The organism is Pseudomonas sp. SYWMCR5 (assembly GCF_057197165.1).
On sequence record NZ_JBXUNH010000008.1, the window covers coordinates 91,121 to 111,750 of the forward strand.

The 20,630-nt window shown below is 64.4% G+C and carries 18 protein-coding genes and 1 pseudogene; 15 read left to right on the forward strand and 4 right to left on the reverse strand.

Annotation, left to right across the window (positions count from 1 at the left end; translation table 11 throughout):
• Nucleotides 1–88: 88 nt before the first annotated feature.
• Both AC2CGW_RS19965 and AC2CGW_RS19970 read left to right on the forward strand, forming a co-directional pair.
• Entirely contained in the window at nt 89–1,009 is a 921-nt protein-coding gene (locus AC2CGW_RS19965; protein ID WP_426351512.1) for an SdiA-regulated domain-containing protein, read from the forward strand.
• Nucleotides 1,010–1,097: 88 nt separating this feature from the next.
• On the forward strand, nt 1,098–2,003 hold the full coding sequence (locus AC2CGW_RS19970; protein WP_186710665.1) for an SdiA-regulated domain-containing protein: 906 nt from the start codon (nt 1,098–1,100) through the stop codon (nt 2,001–2,003).
• A gap of 127 nt (nt 2,004–2,130) precedes the next feature.
• Here AC2CGW_RS19970 and rpiA read toward each other — a convergent pair whose 3' ends face one another.
• Nucleotides 2,131–2,805, reverse strand: a complete 675-nt coding sequence (gene rpiA, locus AC2CGW_RS19975) for a ribose-5-phosphate isomerase RpiA (RefSeq protein ID WP_054891125.1) — start codon at nt 2,803–2,805, stop codon at nt 2,131–2,133.
• 134 nt (nt 2,806–2,939) lie between these two features.
• Here rpiA and ilvA point away from each other — a divergent pair, with 134 nt between their 5' ends.
• Nucleotides 2,940–4,454, forward strand: a complete 1,515-nt coding sequence (gene ilvA, locus AC2CGW_RS19980) for a threonine ammonia-lyase, biosynthetic (RefSeq protein WP_186665527.1) — start codon at nt 2,940–2,942, stop codon at nt 4,452–4,454.
• 94 nt (nt 4,455–4,548) lie between these two features.
• On the forward strand, nt 4,549–4,974 hold the full coding sequence (locus AC2CGW_RS19985) for a DUF2269 domain-containing protein (RefSeq protein WP_288376419.1): 426 nt from the start codon (nt 4,549–4,551) through the stop codon (nt 4,972–4,974).
• A 50-nt stretch (nt 4,975–5,024) separates the two neighbouring features.
• Here the strand turns inward: AC2CGW_RS19985 and AC2CGW_RS19990 are convergent, their stop codons facing one another.
• On the reverse strand, nt 5,025–5,681 hold the full coding sequence (locus tag AC2CGW_RS19990; RefSeq protein ID WP_186665529.1) for a histidinol-phosphatase: 657 nt from the start codon (nt 5,679–5,681) through the stop codon (nt 5,025–5,027).
• A gap of 144 nt (nt 5,682–5,825) precedes the next feature.
• On the opposite strand from AC2CGW_RS19990, the gene AC2CGW_RS19995 reads away from it, so the two are divergent.
• Nucleotides 5,826–6,305 (forward strand): RNA pyrophosphohydrolase, encoded by a 480-nt coding sequence (locus AC2CGW_RS19995; protein WP_029614755.1) that lies wholly within the window; start codon nt 5,826–5,828, stop codon nt 6,303–6,305.
• 22 nt (nt 6,306–6,327) lie between these two features.
• Nucleotides 6,328–8,601 (forward strand): phosphoenolpyruvate--protein phosphotransferase, encoded by a 2,274-nt coding sequence (gene ptsP, locus AC2CGW_RS20000; protein WP_186710667.1) that lies wholly within the window; start codon nt 6,328–6,330, stop codon nt 8,599–8,601.
• A 72-nt stretch (nt 8,602–8,673) separates the two neighbouring features.
• Here the strand turns inward: ptsP and AC2CGW_RS20005 are convergent, their stop codons facing one another.
• Nucleotides 8,674–9,423 (reverse strand): NRDE family protein, encoded by a 750-nt coding sequence (locus AC2CGW_RS20005; protein ID WP_186665531.1) that lies wholly within the window; start codon nt 9,421–9,423, stop codon nt 8,674–8,676.
• A gap of 130 nt (nt 9,424–9,553) precedes the next feature.
• Here AC2CGW_RS20005 and AC2CGW_RS20010 point away from each other — a divergent pair, with 130 nt between their 5' ends.
• From AC2CGW_RS20010 to AC2CGW_RS20020, 3 genes are read left to right on the forward strand one after another with little or no spacing between them, the layout of a single operon-like run.
• A complete protein-coding gene (locus AC2CGW_RS20010) occupies nt 9,554–10,336 on the forward strand; it encodes a sulfite exporter TauE/SafE family protein (RefSeq protein WP_186665532.1) in 783 nt (260 codons plus the stop codon).
• A 10-nt stretch (nt 10,337–10,346) separates the two neighbouring features.
• Nucleotides 10,347–11,156, forward strand: coding sequence for a prolipoprotein diacylglyceryl transferase (gene lgt / locus AC2CGW_RS20015; RefSeq protein ID WP_054891132.1), 810 nt, complete (start codon nt 10,347–10,349; stop codon nt 11,154–11,156).
• A 50-nt stretch (nt 11,157–11,206) separates the two neighbouring features.
• Nucleotides 11,207–12,178, forward strand: coding sequence for a thymidylate synthase (locus tag AC2CGW_RS20020; protein WP_426351430.1), 972 nt, complete (start codon nt 11,207–11,209; stop codon nt 12,176–12,178).
• A gap of 46 nt (nt 12,179–12,224) precedes the next feature.
• On the opposite strand, the gene cadR is transcribed toward AC2CGW_RS20020, so the two are convergent.
• Nucleotides 12,225–12,668, reverse strand: coding sequence for a cadmium resistance transcriptional regulator CadR (cadR, locus tag AC2CGW_RS20025; protein ID WP_054891134.1), 444 nt, complete (start codon nt 12,666–12,668; stop codon nt 12,225–12,227).
• A gap of 99 nt (nt 12,669–12,767) precedes the next feature.
• On the opposite strand from cadR, the gene AC2CGW_RS20030 reads away from it, so the two are divergent.
• From AC2CGW_RS20030 to AC2CGW_RS20055, 6 genes and pseudogenes are all read left to right on the forward strand, one after another.
• Nucleotides 12,768–15,026 carry a heavy metal translocating P-type ATPase gene (locus AC2CGW_RS20030; protein WP_426351429.1) on the forward strand — a complete coding sequence of 753 codons (2,259 nt, stop codon included), beginning with the start codon at nt 12,768–12,770 and terminating at the stop codon, nt 15,024–15,026.
• 9 nt (nt 15,027–15,035) lie between these two features.
• Nucleotides 15,036–15,906: pseudogene (locus AC2CGW_RS20035) on the forward strand (LysR family transcriptional regulator).
• A gap of 153 nt (nt 15,907–16,059) precedes the next feature.
• Nucleotides 16,060–17,118: a putative 2-aminoethylphosphonate ABC transporter ATP-binding protein gene (locus AC2CGW_RS20040; protein ID WP_484574477.1), complete on the forward strand. Its 1,059-nt coding sequence runs from the start codon at nt 16,060–16,062 to the stop codon at nt 17,116–17,118.
• A 1-nt stretch (nt 17,119) separates the two neighbouring features.
• On the forward strand, nt 17,120–18,844 hold the full coding sequence (locus AC2CGW_RS20045; protein ID WP_484574478.1) for a putative 2-aminoethylphosphonate ABC transporter permease subunit: 1,725 nt from the start codon (nt 17,120–17,122) through the stop codon (nt 18,842–18,844).
• Between the two features lie 30 nt (nt 18,845–18,874).
• Nucleotides 18,875–19,897 (forward strand): putative 2-aminoethylphosphonate ABC transporter substrate-binding protein, encoded by a 1,023-nt coding sequence (locus tag AC2CGW_RS20050; RefSeq protein WP_484574479.1) that lies wholly within the window; start codon nt 18,875–18,877, stop codon nt 19,895–19,897.
• Nucleotides 19,898–19,948: 51 nt separating this feature from the next.
• Nucleotides 19,949–20,497, forward strand: coding sequence for a phosphonate degradation HD-domain oxygenase (locus tag AC2CGW_RS20055; RefSeq protein WP_426352280.1), 549 nt, complete (start codon nt 19,949–19,951; stop codon nt 20,495–20,497).
• Nucleotides 20,498–20,630: the final 133 nt, after the last annotated feature.

The following is a 20,630-nucleotide window of genomic DNA, read 5'->3' on the forward strand; positions in this document are numbered from 1 at the left end:
CGGTTTTACCCGCGAACGATTTACCGTTTTTTTCACACCGCATCTGGATAATGCGCGGGTCTTCGCCCATTTACCCAGGACCCCCTGCATGCCAGCACCCTCCAGCGCCCCAGCTTCCACCAAGCGTCGTTTCTACCTGCGCTGGCCGTTCGCCCTGGCTGTGGCAGCGGTGATCGGTTATGGGGTGGCCATCGCCATGCACTGGGACGACCGTGGCCTGCTGTGGGTCAAGGAGCGTTTCGAGAGCAGTGCCGAGCGCATTGAAAGCGTCTGGCTGCCGGACTACCTGGTAGACATCGACGCCAAGCCGTTGCCGGGCATGGACGACGACGAAGCCTCGGACCTGTCGTTCAATCCGCAGACCCGCACGCTGTTTGCAGTGATGGGCAAGAACCCCTTCCTGGTCGAACTCACGCTCGATGGCGACGTGTTGCGCAAGATTCCGCTGGTGGGTTGGGAAAATCCTGAAGGCCTTGCCGTGCTGGAAAACGGGCTGATCGCGATCGTTGATGAGCGCAACCATGACCTGACGCTGGTAAAGGTGGACGCGAGTACCTCGACGCTCAATCACGACGACTTCCCCAGCTATGACCTGGGCAAGTCGGTCAAGAGCAACAAGGGCTTCGAGGCCATCGCCTGGGACTCGCTGCGCCAGCGCCTGATCATCGGCGAAGAGCGTCCGCCGCGTCTGTTTGCCTGGAGCACCGACGGTCGCGGGCCGCTCAAGGGCGACAAGCAGCTACTGCCCAGTGACGAGCTGGACCTGCGCAACCTGTCGGCGCTGGCGGTCGATCCACGCACGGGCCACCTGCTGGTGCTGTCGGCTGACTCGAACATGCTGCTGGAGCTGGACGAGAAGGGCGAACAGGTCAGCTTCATGACCTTGCTCGGGGCGTTCAACGGTCTGGGTAGCCGTGTGCCTCGGGCCGAAGGTGTGACCATGGACGATCAGGGCAACCTGTACATGGTCAGCGAGCCCGCGCTGTTCTATCGCTTCAAGAAGCACTGACAGGATTATCGGAATTCTCTGATGATGGCCTTAAGCTTTATTTCAGCTATGAATGATTAGATTCGGCATCCTCCGTCGAGTCCTCTTCATGCGCCGTCATCTTCGTTCGTTTCTCTTTCTTCTGGCTTTCTCCGTGCTGGCGGTGCTTGGCGTGGCGGGGCACGAGTTCCGCCTGTTCGAGCGCGGCTGGTTCAACCTCAAGAGCTGGTGGCAGCCGACCGAGCAGGGCATCGGTCTGGATCGCTACCAGGTCGTGATCGAGGCTCAGCCCATCGAGGGGCTGGACGACGATGTCTCGGCGCTCACCTACGATCCTGACCGCAAGACCCTGTTCACCGTCACCAACGCCCGCTCCGAGCTCATCGAGCTTTCGCTGGACGGGCGCATCCTGCGCCGTGTGCCGCTGACCGGTTTCGGTGATCCCGAGGCCGTGGAGTACGTCGGGCCGAACAGCTACGTGATCACCGATGAGCGTCAGCAGCGCCTGATCCGTGTGCGCCTGGACGACGACACCCTGTTTCTCGATGCCAACGATGCCGAACAGCTCACCCTGGGCATCGGCCTGAACGGCAACAAGGGCTTCGAGGGGTTGGCCTACGACTCTGCCGGCAAGCGCCTGTTCGTCGCCAAGGAGCGTGACCCGATGCTGATCTACGAGGTGCACGGCTTCCCACATGACAATCCGGAGCAGCCCTATGCGGTGCATGTGGTGCAGGACCGCAAGCGCGATTCGCGGTTGTTCGTGCGCGACCTGTCGAGCCTGCAGTTCGATGAACGCAGCGGGCATCTGCTGGCGCTGTCGGACGAATCACGGCTGGTGCTGGAGCTGGATGTGAAGGGGCGGCCGCTGAGCACCCTGTCATTGCGCAAGGGGTATCAGGGCCTGAAGAAGACAGTGCCGCAGGCTGAGGGGATCGCCATGGACGATGCCGGGACCATTTACCTGGTGAGTGAGCCGAACCTGTTCTATGTGTTCAGGCAATCGGCTGAGTAGGTGTAGTTCAGGGCTCTGTGGGGGCATGGTCTTTGTTGTGTCAGTGCTGGCCTATTCGCGGGCAAGCCCGCTCCCACAGGTTTCCCGGTGTCCTCCAGAACAGCGGGGTACTTGTGGGAGCGGCGGTTTACTCGGCCTTCAGGCTCTTCACGCCTTCTGAAGTCCCCAGCAGCAGCAAATCTGCCGGACGCGCCGCGAACAGGCCATTGGTGACCACGCCCACGATCGCATTGATCTGGCTTTCCAGCTCCACCGGGTTGGTGATCTGCAGGTTGTACACGTCGAGGATGACGTTACCGTTGTCGGTCACCACGCCTTCGCGATACACCGGGTCGCCGCCCAGCTTGACCAGCTGGCGCGCCACGTGGCTGCGGGCCATCGGGATCACCTCGACCGGCAGCGGGAAGGCGCCGAGCACCGGCACCAGCTTGCTGGCGTCGGCGATGCAGATGAAGGTCTTGGCCACTGCCGCGACGATCTTCTCGCGGGTCAGGGCCGCACCGCCGCCCTTGATCAGGTTCAGGTGCGCATCGCTCTCGTCGGCACCGTCGACGTAGAACTCCAGCTCGCTGACGCTGTTCAGCTCATAGACCGGAATGCCATGACCCTTCAGACGCTGTGCGGTGGCCTCGGAGCTGGCGACGGCGCCGTCGAAGGCGGTCTTGTGCTGGGCCAGGGCGTCGATGAAGAAGTTGGCGGTCGAACCGGTGCCGACGCCGACGACGCTCTTTTCATCCAGCTTTGGCAGAATGAAGTCGACAGCGGCCTGGGCGACGGCCTGTTTGAGTTGGTCCTGGGTCATGCGGGCTCCGAGAGGGGCGGGAGGTTTTCTGAAGTCGCCTAGTATAACGAGTCCGGCGGCTTTGCTGTGGTCGCCCGACAGGGCGCTGGGGTAGACTTCCAGCCCTTGTCCCGCGGCCCAGTGATGTTTCCAAGATGCTCGAACAGTACGTCAAGAAGATCCTCACCTCGCGCGTCTACGACGTCGCTGTCGAAACCCCGCTGCACAACGCCGGGCAACTGAGCAAGCGCCTGGGCAACCAGATCCTGCTCAAGCGCGAGGACCTGCAGCCGGTGTTCTCCTTCAAGATCCGCGGGGCGTACAACAAGCTGGCGCAACTGAGCGCCGAAGAGCTGGCGCGCGGCGTGGTCACCGCTTCTGCCGGCAACCATGCCCAGGGCGTGGCCCTGGCTGCGCGGGAGCTGGGCATCAAGGCGACCATCGTGATGCCCAAGACCACGCCGGAGATCAAGGTCGAGGGTGTGCGCTCGCGTGGCGGCAAGGTGGTGCTGCACGGCGACTCCTTCCCCGAGGCGCTGGCCTATTCGCTGAAGCTGGTCGAGGAGAAGGGCTTCGTCTACATCCATCCCTACGACGATCCCCACACCATCGCCGGGCAGGGCACCGTGGCCATGGAAATTTTGCGCCAGCACCCGGGCCGCCTGGACGCGATCTTCGTGCCGGTCGGCGGTGGCGGGCTGATTGCCGGGATCGCAGCCTATGTGAAGTACCTGCGCCCCGAGATCAAGGTGATCGGTGTCGAGCCCGACGATTCCAATTGCCTGCAGGCCGCCATGGCTGCGGGCGAGCGTGTGGTGTTGCCGCAGGTGGGGCTATTCGCCGACGGTGTCGCTGTGGCGCAGATCGGCCAGCACACCTTCGATATCTGCAAGGATCATGTCGATGAGGTGGTCACTGTCAGCACCGATGAGATCTGCGCAGCAATCAAGGATATCTACGACGATACCCGCTCGATCACCGAGCCTGCCGGCGCTCTTGGCGTGGCGGGCATCAAGAAGTACGTCGAGTTGACCGGTGTCTCGGGGCAGACGCTAGTGGCCATCGACTCCGGTGCCAACGTCAACTTCGATCGCCTGCGTCACGTGGCCGAGCGCGCCGAGCTGGGCGAAAAGCGCGAGGCGATCATCGCCGTGACCATCCCGGAGCGTCCGGGCAGCTTCAAGGCCTTCTGCGAGGCTATCGGCAAGCGCCAGATCACTGAGTTCAACTACCGTTACCACGCCGACAAAGAGGCGCACATCTTCGTCGGCGTGCAGACCCATCCAGAGACCGACCCGCGCGCCGCCCTGGTTCAGCACCTGACCGAGCAGGGCTTCCCGGTAACCGACCTGACCGACAATGAACTGGCCAAGTTGCATATCCGTCACATGGTCGGCGGCCACTCGGCGGCGGCCAGCGATGAGCTGGTGCTGCGTTTCGAGTTCCCTGAGCGTCCGGGGGCGCTGTTCAACTTCCTCAACAAGCTGGGCGGGCGCTGGAACATCTCGATGTTCCACTACCGCAACCACGGCGCGGCGGATGGTCGTGTGGTGGCTGGGCTGCAGGTGCCGGATGACGAGCGTCACCTGGTGCCCGAGGCGCTGGCCAAGATCGGCTATCCCTACTGGGATGAAACCGATAACCCGGCGTACAAGCTGTTCCTGGGTTGAGCGGCTACGCTTGGCATGAAGGCAACGCCTTACCTGTAGGCGCGGGCTTGTCCCGCGATGAGGCCGAAAAAAGTCTTTCAAGGACCCGCACGCGATGGAACACCTGACCACCCTCAAGACCCTGCATATCCTCGCCACCGCACTGTTGATCCTCGGTGCGCTGGGCCTGGCGACCTGGACCTTGCGTGCCCGCCGCCAGGGCGATGCCGAGGCCTACGCCAAACTGCTGCGTCGGCCGCTGGTATTCGTCTGGCTGGTGATGGGGCTGTGCCTGCTGAGCATGCCGTTCACCGGCTGGTGGCTGGTGCACCTGGTCGGCTGGCCGTTGGGCCAGACCTGGGTGCTGGCCTCCAGCATCCTCTATACCCTGGGCGCTTTCGCCGTGTGGTGGCTGCTGGTGCGGCTGAACCGTCTGCGCAAGGCCGAACCTGCCGGGCTGCGTCTGACGCTGGCGCTGGCGGTGTTCAGTGGGGTGTGCTTCCTGTCGATTGCAGGATTGATGGGGGCCAAGCCGGTCTGATGCGTCTGCGGGGCCCTTTTCACGGGTAAACCCATGAAGAGAGCCCCGCGTCAATCGCGTAACGAAATCACCGGCCAGCCGCGCCGCTCGGCCTCTGCACGCAGCTTCGGGTCCGGGTCCACCGCCACCGAGTGCGTCACCTGCTCCAGCAACGGCAGATCATTCAGCGAATCGCTGTAGAAGTAGCTGTCTTCCAGGTCGTAGCCGTTCTCCAGCATCCAGCGCTTCAGGCGCGTCACCTTGCCTTCACGGAAACAGGGTATATCGGTGCTACGCCCGGTGTAGCGCTCGCCATCACGCTCGCATTCGGTGGCCAGCAGGGTACGCACGCCCAGGCGGCGGGCGATGGGCGCGGTGACGAAGCGGTTGGTGGCAGTGATGATCACCAGCTTGTCGCCAGCCTCGCGGTGCTGCTGTAGCAGGGCGAGCGCCTTGGGCAGGATGATCGGCTCGATGCAGTCGCGCATGAATTCGCGGTGCCATTGGTCGAGCTGGGCAGGTTCGGTGGCGGCGAAGATCTCCATCGAGAACGCCAGGTAGGCCTGCAGGTCCAGGGTGCCGTTGAGGTAATCCTGATAGAAGGCGTCGTTGCGTTGCTTGTAGGCGATGGGGTCGAGGATGCCCCGCTCACACAGGTAGTCACCCCAGGCGTGATCGCTGTCGCCGCCGAGGAGGGTATTGTCCAGGTCGAATAAAGCCAGGCGCATGGGTTTTCTCGCAGAAGCCTCCGGGAAGAAGTCCCGCAGAATACGGAGTTTTCACCTCGCTGCACATAAGCTATGGCGGGTGCGTTGCTGCGCTCGCAAGCTTTGTGGAACAATGCGGTGACATGCGTTTTCGAGGTTGCTGCCGTGATCGACCCGGATGGTTTTCGCCCCAATGTCGGGATCATTCTCACGAATGATGCCGGGCAGGTGCTATGGGCTCGGCGGATCAACCAGGATGCCTGGCAGTTTCCACAGGGTGGCATCAACCCTGACGAAACCCCAGAAGATGCCCTGTACCGCGAGCTGAACGAAGAAGTTGGCCTGGAACGCGAGGATGTGGAAATTCTTGCCTGCACCCGAGGCTGGTTGCGTTATCGTTTACCCCAGCGCCTGGTCCGCACGCACAGCCAGCCGCTGTGCATCGGCCAGAAGCAGAAGTGGTTCCTGCTGCGGCTGGTAAGCAACGAACAGCGGGTGCGGATGGACCTGACCGGAAAACCGGAATTCGATGGCTGGCGCTGGGTCAGCTACTGGTATCCGCTGGGTCAGGTGGTGACATTCAAGCGCGAGGTGTATCGCCGCGCCCTGAAAGAGCTAGCCCCGCGCCTGTTGACGCGCGACTGACGACGGAGTCCGACCCCGAGCCATGCTCAATACGCTGCGCAAGATCGTCCAGGAAGTGAACTCCGCCAAAGATCTCAAGACGGCGTTGGGTATCATTGTCTTGCGCGTCAAGGAGGCCATGGGCAGCCAGGTATGCTCGGTCTACCTGCTCGACCCGGAGACCAACCGTTTCGTGCTGATGGCCACCGAAGGCCTGAACAAGCGCTCGATCGGCAAGGTCAGCATGGCCCCCAACGAAGGCCTGGTCGGCCTGGTCGGCACCCGCGAGGAGCCGCTGAACCTCGAGAACGCGGCGGATCACCCGCGCTACCGCTACTTCGCCGAAACCGGCGAGGAACGCTTCGCCTCCTTCCTTGGTGCCCCCATCATCCACCATCGTCGCGTGGTCGGGGTACTGGTGATCCAGCAGAAGGAGCGGCGCCAGTTCGATGAAGGCGAAGAAGCCTTCCTGGTGACCATGAGCGCCCAGCTCGCCGGGGTTATCGCCCACGCCGAGGCCACCGGCTCGATACGCGGCCTGGGCCGCCAGGGCAAGGGTATCCAGGAAGCACGTTTCGTCGGTGTACCGGGCTCGCCGGGCGCTGCCGTCGGCCGCGCAGTGGTCATGCTGCCGCCTGCCGACCTCGAAGTGGTCCCGGACAAGACCGTCGAAGACATCGACGGCGAGCTCAAACTCTTCAACAACGCCCTCGAAGGGGTGCGCGCCGACATGCGCAAGCTGTCGGCGAAGCTTGCGACCCAGCTGCGCCCCGAAGAGCGTGCGCTGTTCGATGTGTACCTGATGATGCTCGAAGATGCCGCCCTCGGTGGCGAAGTGGCCGAGGTCATCAAGACCGGCCAGTGGGCCCAGGGCGCGCTGCGCCAGGTGGTCGGCGAGCACGTCAGCCGCTTCGAGCTGATGGATGACGATTACCTGCGCGAGCGCGCCTCGGACGTCAAGGACCTCGGCCGCCGCCTGCTGGCCTACCTGCAGGAGGCCCGCTCGCAGACGCTGGTCTACCCCGACAACACCATCCTGGTCAGCGAGGAGCTGACCCCGGCGATGCTCGGCGAAGTGCCGGAAGGCAAGCTGGTCGGCCTGGTGTCGGTTTTGGGCTCGGGCAACTCCCACGTGGCGATCCTGGCCCGGGCCATGGGCATCCCGACGGTGATGGGCCTGGTCGACCTGCCGTATTCCAAGGTCGATGGCATCGAGATGATTCTCGACGGCTACAAGGGCGAGGCCTACACCAACCCCAGCGATGTGCTGCGCAAGCAGTACAGCGACGTGGTCGAGGAAGAACGCCAGTTGGCCCAGGGGCTCGATGCCCTGCGCGAGCTGCCGTGCATCACCCCCGACGGCCACCGCATGCCGCTGTGGGTCAACACCGGTCTGCTGGCCGACGTGGCCCGGGCCCAGCAGCGTGGCGCCGAGGGCGTGGGCCTTTACCGCACCGAAGTGCCGTTCATGATCAACCAGCGCTTCCCCAGCGAAAAGGAACAGCTGGCGATCTACCGCGAGCAATTGGCGGCCTTCCACCCGCTGCCGGTGACCATGCGCACGCTGGACATCGGCGGTGACAAGGCGCTGTCCTACTTCCCGATCAAGGAAGAAAACCCCTTCCTCGGCTGGCGCGGCATTCGCGTCACCCTCGACCACCCGGAAATCTTCCTGGTACAGACCCGCGCCATGCTCAAGGCCAGCGAGGGGCTGAACAACCTGCGTATCCTGCTGCCGATGATCTCTGGCATCCATGAGCTGGAAGAGGCGCTGCACCTGATCCACCGTGCCTGGGGCGAAGTGCGTGACGAAGGCACCGATGTGCCGATGCCCCCGGTTGGCGTGATGGTGGAGATTCCGGCTGCCGTTTACCAGACCAAGGAACTGGCGCGTCAGGTCGACTTCCTCTCGGTCGGCTCCAACGACCTCACGCAGTACCTGCTGGCGGTCGATCGCAACAACCCGCGGGTCGCCGACCTGTACGACTACCTCCATCCCGCGGTGCTGCAAGCCTTGCAGACCGTGGTGCGCGATGCCCACGCCGAAGGCAAGCCGGTGAGTATCTGCGGCGAGATGGCCGGTGATCCGGCAGCGGCGATCCTGCTCATGGCGATGGGCTTCGACAGCCTGTCGATGAACGCCACCAACCTGCCGAAGGTGAAGTGGATGCTGCGTCAGATCAACATGAGCAAGGCCCGCGAGCTGCTGACCGAAGCCATGACCCATGACAACCCGCAGGTTATCCACAGCTCGTTGCAACTGGCGCTGAAGAACTTGGGGCTGGCGCGGATGATCGGACCTAACAAGAGCCTCTGATGGTTCACAGGCCCCTTCGCGGGCAAGCCCGCTCCCACAGGGGTGGGCTTGCCCGCGAAGGGGCCTGAGAAGTCACACGAGATTCAGTTCCACTTCCCCTAGATGCCCACCAAAGGGCCCGAAACTGCGCTCGATCATCCGCCTTCTGCCCTGATCATCCACGATCAGCACGGTACTTGCCCGCGTCCCGTAATTCTGGCTGGCAATGAACACACTCGACAGCAACCGCTCGGTCGCCAGCCCTACGCCGGTCTCCGGCAACTCACCATCTTGTGCTTGCCCACCATCGGCCAGCAGCGCCAGTAGCTGCTGCGGGTCTGCCGATTCCAGCGCCTGGCCCAGCGCCGAGCGCGCCTTCACCAGTTTTGGCCACGGCGTATCCAGCCCGGCGTTGGACAGCCCGTACACGCCGGGTGACAGCAGCCGTGGCGCCGGGTCGCGGGCGTGCAGATAGCCTAGCCGCTCGCCATCGCCCACCAGCAGGTTGAACCCCGAGTACTGCGCGCTGCGGCTGGCAACCTGGTCCAGATACGCCTCGACGCCCAGGTCTCCCTGCAGGAAGGCCGCCACCAGTTCTCCGCGCGAGCGTGGCCCGAGCGGCTGGCGAGGGTCGCGGATATTGGTCAGCGCCGCGAAACGCCCGGCCGGGCCGATACCCAGCCAGGTGCCGCCGGCTTCGAGGTCGCGCCCGGCATGTACGCCATGGGCATCGTCCCAGGGGGCGAGCGCCTGGGTAGGGCGGGCATAGAATTCGTCGCGGTTGGCCGCGACGATCAGCGGCAGGGCGTGCCCCGGCCGCCAGGCGAATACGATCAGGCACATGGGGTGGCCTCAGTGTTTTGTGCCACTCTACCCACAGCCTGCCTGCACTTCCATCACCTGACACAGAGTTCACTAGAGGCGCAGCCCCGGCTTCCGTTACCATGCCGGATCGTATTCACAGGGTCGGCGAATGGAATTCGTACTCTATCTGCTGTTGGGCGCCTGCGCCGGCGTACTGGCCGGGCTCTTCGGCGTGGGCGGCGGCATCATCATCGTGCCGGTGCTGGTGTTCAGCTTCACCCTGCAGGGCTTCGATGCCTCGATCCTCACGCACCTGGCGGTCGGGACTTCGCTGGCGACCATCGTCTTCACCTCGATCAATGCCGTGCTGGAGCACCACCGCAAGGGGGCCGTACAGTGGCCGGTGTTCCTGTGGATGACTGTCGGCATCCTCATTGGCGCCGGCATTGGCGCCAAGACCGCCTCGTTGATCCAGGGGCCGATGCTGCAGAAGATCATCGGCGTGTTCGCCCTGCTGGTGTCGCTGCAGATGGCTCTCGACCTCAAGCCCAAGGCCAGCCGTGGCATCCCCGGCAAGCCTGGGCTGATCGCGGCGGGTGGGGTGATCGGCTGGGCCTCGGCGATCTTCGGTATCGGTGGTGGCTCGCTCACGGTGCCTTTTCTTACCTGGCGTAGCCTGCCCATGCAGAAGGCCGTGGCCACCTCGTCGGCCTGCGGCTTGCCAATCGCCCTGGCCAGTGCCCTGAGCTTCATGATCCTGGGCTGGAACGAAACGCATCTGCCCGCGCACAGCCTGGGCTACGTCTATCTCCCCGCGCTGGTCGGCATTGCCGTCACCAGCATGTTTTTCGCCCGCTTCGGCGCGCGTCTGGCGCACAAGCTGTCGCCGCGCCTGCTCAAGCGCCTGTTTGCCGCGCTGCTGTTCTGCGTCGGCCTTAGCTTTTTGATCTAGAGGAACCACCATGCTGCCTTACCCGCAGATCGACCCCGTGGCCGTGGCCCTCGGGCCGCTGAAAATCCACTGGTACGGCCTGATGTACCTGATCGGCATCGGCGGTGCCTGGCTGCTCGCCTCGCGCCGGCTGAACCGCTTCGACCCGACCTGGAACCGCGAAAAGCTCTCCGACCTGGTTTTCTGGCTGTCGATGGGCGTGATCGTCGGCGGGCGCTTGGGCTACGTGCTGTTCTACGACCTGCACCAGTACCTGGCCAACCCGACGCTGATCTTCGAAGTGTGGAAAGGCGGCATGTCGTTCCATGGCGGCTTCATCGGCGTGATGCTGGCAGCGCTGTGGTTCGGCAAGCGCAACAACAAGTCGTTCTTCGAGCTGATGGACTTCGTCGCGCCGCTGGTGCCGATCGGCCTGGGTGCCGGGCGTATCGGCAACTTCATCAATGCCGAGCTGTGGGGCAAGCCGACCGACGTGCCATGGGCGATGATCTTCCCGCCGTTCAGCGATCCGGCGCAGTTGCCGCGTCACCCCTCGCAGCTGTACCAGTTCGCACTGGAGGGTGTGGCCCTGTTCCTGATCCTATGGCTGTTCTCGCGCAAACCACGCCCCACCATGGCGGTTTCCGGCATGTTCGCGCTGTTCTACGGGATCTTCCGCTTCATCGTCGAGTTCGTCCGCGTACCGGACGCACAGCTGGGTTACCTGGCGTGGGGCTGGCTGACCATGGGTCAGATTCTCTGCATACCGATGATCGTCGCTGGCCTCGCCTTGATCTGGTGGGCTTATAATCGCAAACCCACGGCGACACCCGCCCACTGATAATTCCACGGCAGGGGCGATCCCCCTGCCGTGCTTGCTACAGGTAGGCCATGAAACAGTATCTAGACCTGGTTCGCGACGTCATCGAGAACGGCACGCTGCAGGGCAATCGCACCGGTATCCGCACTATCAGCCTGCCGGGCGCCATGTTGCGCTTCGACCTGCAGAAGGGTTTCCCGGCCATCACCACACGCAAGCTGGCGTTCAAGTCGGCGATCGGCGAGATGGTCGGTTTCTTGCGCGGCGTGAAGAACGCCGGCGAGTTTCGCGACCTCGGCTGCAAGGTCTGGGACCAGAACGCCAACGAGAACGCCCAATGGCTGGCCAACCCCTTCCGCCAGGGTCATGACGACCTCGGCGAGATCTATGGCGTGCAATGGCGCCAGTGGCCAGGCTACAAGCGCATCCCGCTGAGCAACCCGGCCGCCATCGAAATGGCGCAAAAGGCCGGTTTCCGCCAGATCGCCAAGGACGAGGAAGATGGCCAGGGATTCGTCATCCTCTACAAGGCCATCGACCAGGTGCGCCAGTGCCTGGACACCATCGCCAACGACCCGGGCAGCCGACGCATCCTGTTCCACGGCTGGAACTGCGCCCAGCTCGACGAGATGGCGCTGCCGCCCTGCCACCTGCTGTACCAGTTCCACCCCAATGTCGAGACGAAGGAAATTTCCCTCACGCTCTACATTCGCTCCAACGACCTGGGCCTGGGCACACCGTTCAACCTCACCGAAGGTGCGGCCCTGCTGTCGCTGTTCGGGCGCCTGACCGGCTATACCCCGCGCTGGTTCACCTACTTCATCGGCGATGCCCATGTGTACGAGAACCACCTGGACATGCTCAATGAGCAGCTCAAGCGCGAGCCGCTGGAAGCGCCGAAGCTGGTGATCAGCGACCGTGTGCCGGCGTTTGCCGAGACCGGTGTGTATGAGCCGGAGTGGCTGGAAAAGATCGAGCCGAGTGATTTCTGGCTGGAAGGGTATGAGCATCATGCGCCGATGACGGCGCCGATGGCGGTCTGATTCGAGGCCGCGTCGCTCTTTTCACGGGCAGAGGCCTTTACCGGCCTCAATGCCCGTGACTACGCCCCACATGCGAATGCTCGGTCTCCGGCACCGACACCGCACCATTGACCTCCAGCTGCTGCAAGATCGCGCACTCATCCCCCTGTGCATTGCACTGCCTGCGTAACTCCACCAGCTGCGTCTGCAGCGCCATCAAACCATCGATCCTCGCCTGCACATGCTCGATATGCTCGTCGATCAGCGCATTGACGCTGCCGCACGCACCTTCGGGGGTGTCGCGCAGGCGCAGCAGGCTGCGGATTTCGTCGAGTGTCATGTCCAGGGTTCGGCAGTTGCGGATGAAGGTCAGACGCTCCACATGGGCCTGGGTGTACAGGCGGTAGTTGCCGTCGGTGCGGGCGGGTTCGGGCAGCAATTGCTCGCGCTCGTAGTAGCGGATGGTTTCCACGGCGCAGTCGGTGGCCTTGGCCAGTTCTCCGATCTTCATGACGAAATCTCCATTGGATCGCTTGACCCTATAGTGGCTACAGGGTGTTCACTTGGCAACAACCCCCCGTCAGTGGGCACTCTCCATCAGGGCGAACCTATGAACCAGCCTGTCAGTCACGACCACGACCACAAGCACGATCATGGCCATGAGCATGGCGCCAAGTCCTCCTGCCACGACACCCAGGCCCACAGCTGCTGTGCCAGCAAAGCGGCGCCGGCCTTCGTGCAACTGACCGAAAAGGCCAGCGACCAGGCGCGCCTCAGCCGTTTTCGCATCGAAGCGATGGACTGCCCGACCGAGCAGACCTTGATCCAGGACAAGCTTGGCAAGCTTGCTGGCATCGAGCAGTTGGAGTTCAACCTGATCAACCGCATCCTCGGCGTGCGCCACACCCTCGACGGCACCGTGCAGATCGAGCGTGCCATCGACAGCCTGGGCATGAAGGCCGAGCCCCTGGCTGCAGACGACGCTGGCAGCGCCAGCGCCCCTGTTGCCCACAAGACCCGCTGGTGGCCATTGGCATTGTCGGGTATTGCCGCGATTGGCGCCGAAATCGTGCACTTCTCCGCGCTGGCGCCGGAGTGGGTGGTGGCCTTGCTGGCACTGGCAGCCATCCTCGGCTGCGGCCTGGGCACCTACAAGAAGGGCTGGATCGCGCTCAAGAACCGTAACCTCAACATCAACGCGCTGATGAGCATCGCCGTGACCGGTGCCGTGCTGATCGGCCAGTGGCCGGAGGCGGCGATGGTCATGGTGCTGTTCACCATCGCCGAACTGATCGAGGCACGCTCGCTGGACCGGGCGCGCAACGCCATCAGCGGCCTGATGCAACTGACGCCAGATATGGCCACCGTGCAACAAGCGGATGGCCAATGGCGTGAGGTCGAGGTGCGTGAGGTGGCCATCGGTGCACGGGTGCGGGTGCGCCCGGGCGAGCGGATCGGCCTGGATGGCGAGGTGGTCAGTGGGCAATCCAGCGTCGATCAGGCACCGATCACCGGCGAAAGCCTGCCTGTCGAGAAGACTGTGGGCGACAAACTCTTCGCTGGCACCATCAACCAGGCCGGTGCCCTTGAGTTCCGCGTCACGGCTGGCGCCGGGCAATCGACCCTGGCACGCATCATCAAGGCGGTGGAAGAGGCGCAAGGCGCGCGGGCGCCGACCCAGCGCTTCGTCGATCAGTTCTCGCGCATCTACACCCCCGCCGTGTTCGCCGTGGCATTGGCCGTGGCGATCATCCCGCCGCTGTTCATGGCCGGTGCTTGGTTCGACTGGGTCTACCGTGCCCTGGTGCTGCTGGTGGTGGCCTGCCCGTGCGCGCTGGTGATCTCGACCCCGGTGACCATCGTCAGCGGCCTGGCTGCGGCGGCGCGCAAGGGCATCCTGATCAAGGGCGGTGTCTATCTCGAGGGCGGGCGCAAGCTGGACTTCCTGGCCCTGGACAAGACCGGCACCATCACCCACGGCAAGCCAGTGCAGACCGACTTCAAGGCGCTCGACCCGCTGTTCGAGGATCGCGCCCAGGCCTTGGCCGCGAGCTTGGGAGAGCGTTCCGACCACCCGGTGTCGCGCGCTATTGCCCAGCATGCCAAGGCGCAGAACATCGCCCTCAGCGATGTCATGGAGTTCGCCGCGCTGGCCGGGCGCGGTGTGCGTGGCGAGATCGATGGCCAGGCCTATCACCTGGGCAACCATCGACTGGTCGAGGAACTGGGCCTGTGCTCGCCTGCGCTGGAAGCTCAGCTCGACCAGCTCGAGCGCCAAGGCAAGACCGTCGTGCTGCTGCTCGACCGCTCCGGCCCGCTGGCACTGTTCGCCGTGGCCGATACCGTGAAGGACAGCAGCCGCCAGGCCATCGCCGAGTTGCATGAGCTGGGGATCAAGACGGTCATGCTGACCGGCGACAACCCGCACACGGCCCAGGCCATCGCTGCCCAGGTGGGTATCGATCGCGCCGAGGGCAACCTGCTGCCTGCCGACAAACTCAAGACCATCGAAGACCTCTACGCTCAAGGCCACCGCGTGGGCATGGTCGGCGACGGCATCAACGACGCCCCGGCCCTGGCCCGCGCCGAGATCGGCTTCGCCATGGCGGCGGCCGGCACCGACACCGCCATCGAAACCGCGGATGTGGCGCTGATGGACGACGACTTGCGCAAAATCCCGGCGTTCGTCAGGCTGTCGCGCCAGAGCGCTGCGATCCTCATCCAGAACATTGTCCTGGCACTGGGGGTCAAGGCGATATTCCTGGCAATCACCTTTGCCGGCATGGCCACCCTGTGGATGGCAGTGTTCGCCGACATGGGCGTGAGCCTGCTGGTGGTGTTCAACGGCTTGCGCCTGTTGCGCAAATAACGAGGTGCCATGCTCGCATCGGAGCTCAAAGCCTTCTACATGGTGGCCCGCCTGGGCAGCATCACGCTGGCGGCGAAGAAGCTTGGGCTCAGCCAGCCCACGGTGACCACGCAGATCCGCAACCTGGAGAGCCAGTACGCGGTCGAGCTGTTCTACCGGGGGGGGCCGACGCCTGGTGCTGAGCGAGGAGGGCGCCAGGCTCCTGCCGCGGGTCAAGGCCTTGCTGCAGCAAGAGGCGGACATCGAGTTCGAACTGCGCAACAGCGGCCAGGCCCAGGGCAGCTTGCGGGTCGCGGCCACCGCGCCTTACTACATTCTCGACCTGGTGAAGGTGTTCCGCGAACGCCTGCCCCAGGTCGAGGTGGCGGTGGAGATCGGCAACTCGCAACAGGTGCTGGAGATGCTCGAGGAGTACCGGGTGGACATCGCTGCCTCGTCGCAGTTGGTCGAGGATGCGCGCCTGGTGCGCCGGGTGCTGGGCAGCGATCCGCTGGTCGTGGCCGTGCACCGCAGCCATCCGCTGGCGCAGCGTCAGGCGGTGGGCATCGAAGGCCTCGCCGGGCATTGCCTGTTGATGCGCGAACCGGGTTCGACCACGCGCAAGCTGACCGAGCAGATGATGCAGGAGGCCGGGGTGAAGGCCGGTGCGCTGTTGGAAATCGGCAGCCGCGAATCGATTCGCGAAGCGGTGCTGCGCAATATCGGCATCAGCGTCATTGCCCGCCATGAAGTGCCCCTGACCCCGGAGTTGCGGGTGCTGGCACTGGAGGGCGCGCCGCTGATGCACGAGTACCTGTATTGCCTGAAGGAGCGGCGCCAGGCGCGCTTGCCGGCGGCGTTTCTTGGGGTAGCGCAGGAAGTGGCGGGGGCTCGGTTCTAGATTTCCTGCAGCTTGTTCGCGGTGCCATGCCTGTGTTCGCAGGCCCTCAACCAAAATCCGCCAATGCCACTATCACCTGCTTTGCCCTAATCGCCACAGAACCTTCGCACAGCCTTCCTAGCATGGCCCTCATCTCTTCGATGAGGCCCCGCCATGAACCACACCACTCCGGGCGCACACATGCACGTGCGCGGCATCCACAAGCGTTTCGGCGCGTTTACTGCGCTGAACGACGTGTCCCTGGACATTGCCGCCGGCGAGCTGGTCTGCCTGCTCGGCCCCTCCGGCTGCGGCAAGACCACCCTGCTGCGTTGCATCGCCGGCCTCGAACGCCAGGACCGTGGCTCGCTGTACATCGGCGAACGGGATATTTCCGATCTGCCGCCCCAGGCCCGTGACTACGGCATCCTGTTCCAGTCCTACGCGCTGTTCCCCAACCTCACTGTCGAAGCCAATATCGCTTATGGCCTGACGGACGGCAGCCGCGACCAGTCGCGTCAGCGCGTCGCCGAAATGCTCGAGCTGGTCGGCCTGACCGGAAGTGAAAAGAAATACCCCAGCCAGCTCTCCGGTGGCCAGCAGCAGCGTGTGGCCCTGGCCCGTGCGCTGGCGCCAGCGCCGTCGGTGCTGTTGCTCGACGAGCCAATGTCGGCGCTGGATGCGCGGGTGCGCGAGCACTTGTGCACCGAGCTGCGCCAACTGCAGCGCAAGCTGGGCATCACCACGCTGATGGTTACCCACAACCAGGACGAGGCCATGCTGATGGCCGACCGCATCGCCGTGATGAATAACGGGCAGGTCGAGCAGTACGCCTCCCCGCAGGATATCTACGACCGGCCTGCCACACCGTTCGTTGCCGAGTTCGTCGGTCAGGGCAACTGGCTGCCGTTCCAGCGCCATGACGACAGCCACGCCCAGGTGGGCAGCATGAGCATGCGTCTGGCTCCGGGCGCGGCGAGTGCGCGCAGTGGCCGGCTGTTCTGCCGCCCGGAGGCGATCATGATCAATCCGGTGGTACACGAGGAGAACCTGTTTCCGGCCAAGGTGCGTGAGCTCACCTTTCTCGGCAACCGCTGCCGCATGAGCTTCGAGCTCAAGGCCTTGCCGGGGCACGCGTTGCTCGCGGAGCTGGCGCCCGAAGCCATGCCGCGCCTGGGCTCGCAGGATATCTGGGTGGCCCTGCCACCGCAGAGCCTGCAGGTGTTTGCCTGAGATGGCCGCGCCCATGAGCGTATCGCTGGCCGCCGTCAAGGCCGCACCAGGTGGTGGCATCGCCCTAGGTGATCGCCTGTTCGTGGTCGGTGGCAAGAGTCTGCTGTTGCTCCTGCTGCTGCTGGCCGTGCTGATGCCGCTTCTGGCCATCTTCTGGCGTGGTTTCAGCGGCGAGGCGGGCCAGGGCGGTGGCCTGCAGGCGGCCGCCGAGCTATTTGCCAGCGACAACTTTCGCTGGCTGCTCGGCAACAGCCTGGCGGTGGCTTTCAGCGTGGCGCTGATCGTCGTGCCGCTGGCCTACGTGTTCGCCTATGCCCTGCAACGCACGCTGATCCCGGCCAAGGGCTTGTGGCGCGGGATTTCATTGCTGCCGCTGCTGGCGCCGTCGATGCTGCCGGCCATTGCGCTGGTCTACCTGTTCGGCAACCAGGGCCTGCTGCGTGCACTGCTGAGCGACAACATCTATGGCTTCTGGGGGATCGTGCTCGGCGAGGCGATCTACACCTTCCCGCATGCCCTGATGATCCTGCTGTCGGCGCTGTCGCTCGCCGATGCGAGGCTGTTCGACGCGGCCTCGAGCATGGGCGCAGGACCGTGGCGGGCCTTTTGCAGCATCACCTGGCCGGCCACGCGCCAAGCGGTGTTCGCCGCGTTCTGCCTGGTGTTCACCCTGACCATCACCGACTTTGGCGTGCCGGTGGTGGTCGGTGGCGACTATCAGGTGCTGGCACTGGAAGCCTACAAGGCGGTGGTCGGCCAGCAGCAGTTCGGCCGTGGCGCCCTGATCGGCATGGTCCTGCTGGTGCCGGCGCTGCTCAGCTTCAGCGTCGATGCCTGGCTGCGCCGCCGCCAGGGCGAGGCGATGAGCGGGCGCGCGCAGGTATTCGAGCCTCAGCCTTCGCGTCGTCGCGATGCCTGCTTCCTGACCATCGTGGTGCTGGTCTGCGCAGCGCTGCTGGGGGTGATCGGCATGGCGGTGTATTCGTCGCTGGTCACCTTCTGGCCCTACAACCTGACGCTTTCGTTCAAGCACTACCTGTTCGACGACACCGCTGGTGGCGGCTGGCTGGCCTACCGCAACAGCGTGACCATGGCCCTGTGCTGCGCCGTGATCGGCAGCGTGGTGATCTTTACCGGCACCTACCTGATGGAGAAAACCCAAGGCCAGCGCCTGCTCAACCAAGCCTTGCGCCTGCTCAGCTTCGTACCGATGGCGGTGCCAGGGCTCGTCCTGGGCCTGGGCTACGTGTTCTTCTTCAACCTCGCCGGCAACCCGCTGCATGTCTTCTACGGCAGCATGGCGTTGCTGGTGGTCTGCACCATCGCTCACTACCTGACCACCGCACAGATGACCGCAAGCACTGCGCTGCGCCAGCTCGATGGTGAGTTCGAAGCGGCTGCGCTGTCGCTCAAGGCGCCGCTGTATCGGCATTACCTGCGCGTCACCGTACCGATCTGCCTGCCTGCACTGCTGGATATCGTGCGCTACCTGTTCGTCTCCGGGATGACCACGGTGTCGGCGGCGATCTTCCTCTACAGCCCCGACACGATCCTGGCCGCCGTCGCCGTATTGAACATGGACGATGCCGGCAACGTTGGCGGCGCTGCGGCGATGTCCACCCTGATCCTGCTCACCAGCGCCACGGCCTCGCTGCTGCTGGCGGGGGCCTCGCGCGGTCTGTTGCGCCGCTCCCAGGCCTGGCGCCAGCGCGCGCCCAAACCCTGATCCGACTGTCCACCTCAAAGGAGCTGCCTCATGTTCAAGCCACTTGCCCTTGTTGCTGCCATATCTGCCGTGTTCAGCCTGCACGCCTCGGCGGCCGCTACCCAACTGACCGTCTACACCGCCCTGGAAGCCGAGCAGCTCAAGAGCTACAAGCAGGCGTTCGAGAAGGCCAACCCGGATATCGAGATCAAATGGGTGCGGGACTCCACCGGCATCATCACCGCCAAGCTGCTGGCCGAGAAAAACCGCCCGCAGGCCGACGCGGTGTGGGGCCTGGCAGCCTCCAGCCTGGCCATCCTCGATCAGAACGGCATGCTCGATGCCTACGCGCCGAAAGACCTGGGCAAGATCGCACCGAATTACCGCGACGCCGCCAACCCGCCAGCCTGGGTGGGGATGGACGTGTGGGCCGCGACGATCTGTTTCAACACCATCGAGGCCGAGAAGCAGGGCCTGAGCAAGCCGGTGAGTTGGCAGGACCTGACCAAGCCCGAGTACAAGGGCAAGATCGTCATGCCCAACCCTGCCTCGTCCGGCACCGGCTTCCTGGATGTCAGTGCCTGGCTGCAGACCTTCGGCGAGCCCCAGGGCTGGGCCTACATGGACGCCCTGCACCAGAACATCGGGCAGTACGTCCATTCTGGTTCCAAGCCCTGCAAGCTGGCGGCGGCGGGCGAGTTCCCGATCGGCATCTCGTTCGAGTACCCGGCCGTGCAGCTCAAGCGCCAGGGTGCGCCGCTGGACATCGTGCTGCCCAAGGAAGGCCTGGGCTGGGAAATCGAGGCCACGGCGGTGATCAAGGGCACGCCTAAGGCTGACGCAGCCAAGCGCCTGGCGGATTTCTCGGCCAGCCCAGCGGCCATGGAGCTGTACAAGGACAACTTCGCCGTGCTGGCCGCGCCGGGCATCGCCAAGCCGCAGACCGAACTGCCGGCCGACTATGAGCAACGCCTGATCAAGAACGACTTTGCCTGGGCGTCGAAGCACCGCGACCAGATCCTGGGCGAATGGCGCAAGCGCTACGACGGCAAGTCGGAGAAGGTGGCACAGTAAGTAGCACTACATTCAACAGGCCTATCCTCACGACGCCAGGACCCTACCGCGATGCCCAGCCCAGCCCAGATCATCGACAACACCTTCGCCTTGTATGAGCGCCACGGCGCCGACGACTACATCGGCGAAGCCATCACCCAGATCGAGCACATGTCCCAGGCCGCGCAACTGGCCATGGCCGAAGGCTTCGACGACGAGGTCGTGCTCGCTGCGTTCTTCCACGACATCGGCCACCTCTGCGGCGGTGACGCCAGCATGGGTGGGTATGGTGTGGTCAGCCATGAGCGTATCGGCGCCGAGTATCTGCGCCGTTGTGGGTTCGGCGAACGCATGGCGCGGCTGGTGGAGTTCCACGTGGAGGCCAAGCGCTACCTGACCTTGCGCAAGCCGGGCTATTACCAGCGGCTGAGCGAGGCGAGCCGGCGCACCTTGGGTTACCAGGGGGGCGTGATGAGCGATGCCGAGGCCGACGCCTTCGAGCGCGACCCGCTGTTTGCGGTGAGCCTGCGCATGCGTGAGTGGGACGAGATGGCCAAGGAGGTCGGGGTGCCGGTGCTGGACATGGCGGTGTTGAAAGGGAAGGCGTTGGCCTTGATCTGAGAGTTGCAGCACAGCCTTCAGCAGTGCTGCAGGGACTTGTGGGAGCGGCGGTTCGGCGCCCCGACTTGCCCGCGAAAAAAACACCGCGCTGCCTGGCACGGGCTACGCCCGTGTTCGCGGGACAAGCCCGCTC

Coding starts and splice junctions, on each gene's coding strand:
- AC2CGW_RS20055 (WP_426352280.1), top strand. CDS start 19,949: ATGCCCAGCCCAGCCCAGATCATCGACAACACCTTCGCCTTGTATGAG.
- AC2CGW_RS20030 (WP_426351429.1), top strand. CDS start 12,768: ATGAACCAGCCTGTCAGTCACGACCACGACCACAAGCACGATCATGGC.
- lgt (WP_054891132.1), top strand. CDS start 10,347: ATGCTGCCTTACCCGCAGATCGACCCCGTGGCCGTGGCCCTCGGGCCG.
- AC2CGW_RS19985 (WP_288376419.1), top strand. CDS start 4,549: ATGGAACACCTGACCACCCTCAAGACCCTGCATATCCTCGCCACCGCA.
- AC2CGW_RS19970 (WP_186710665.1), top strand. CDS start 1,098: ATGCGCCGTCATCTTCGTTCGTTTCTCTTTCTTCTGGCTTTCTCCGTG.
- AC2CGW_RS19965 (WP_426351512.1), top strand. CDS start 89: ATGCCAGCACCCTCCAGCGCCCCAGCTTCCACCAAGCGTCGTTTCTAC.
- AC2CGW_RS20040 (WP_484574477.1), top strand. CDS start 16,060: ATGAACCACACCACTCCGGGCGCACACATGCACGTGCGCGGCATCCAC.
- ptsP (WP_186710667.1), top strand. CDS start 6,328: ATGCTCAATACGCTGCGCAAGATCGTCCAGGAAGTGAACTCCGCCAAA.
- AC2CGW_RS20020 (WP_426351430.1), top strand. CDS start 11,207: ATGAAACAGTATCTAGACCTGGTTCGCGACGTCATCGAGAACGGCACG.
- AC2CGW_RS20005 (WP_186665531.1), bottom strand. CDS start 9,423: ATGTGCCTGATCGTATTCGCCTGGCGGCCGGGGCACGCCCTGCCGCTG.
- AC2CGW_RS20045 (WP_484574478.1), top strand. CDS start 17,120: ATGGCCGCGCCCATGAGCGTATCGCTGGCCGCCGTCAAGGCCGCACCA.
- AC2CGW_RS20050 (WP_484574479.1), top strand. CDS start 18,875: ATGTTCAAGCCACTTGCCCTTGTTGCTGCCATATCTGCCGTGTTCAGC.
- cadR (WP_054891134.1), bottom strand. CDS start 12,668: ATGAAGATCGGAGAACTGGCCAAGGCCACCGACTGCGCCGTGGAAACC.
- AC2CGW_RS20010 (WP_186665532.1), top strand. CDS start 9,554: ATGGAATTCGTACTCTATCTGCTGTTGGGCGCCTGCGCCGGCGTACTG.
- ilvA (WP_186665527.1), top strand. CDS start 2,940: ATGCTCGAACAGTACGTCAAGAAGATCCTCACCTCGCGCGTCTACGAC.
- rpiA (WP_054891125.1), bottom strand. CDS start 2,805: ATGACCCAGGACCAACTCAAACAGGCCGTCGCCCAGGCCGCTGTCGAC.
- AC2CGW_RS19990 (WP_186665529.1), bottom strand. CDS start 5,681: ATGCGCCTGGCTTTATTCGACCTGGACAATACCCTCCTCGGCGGCGAC.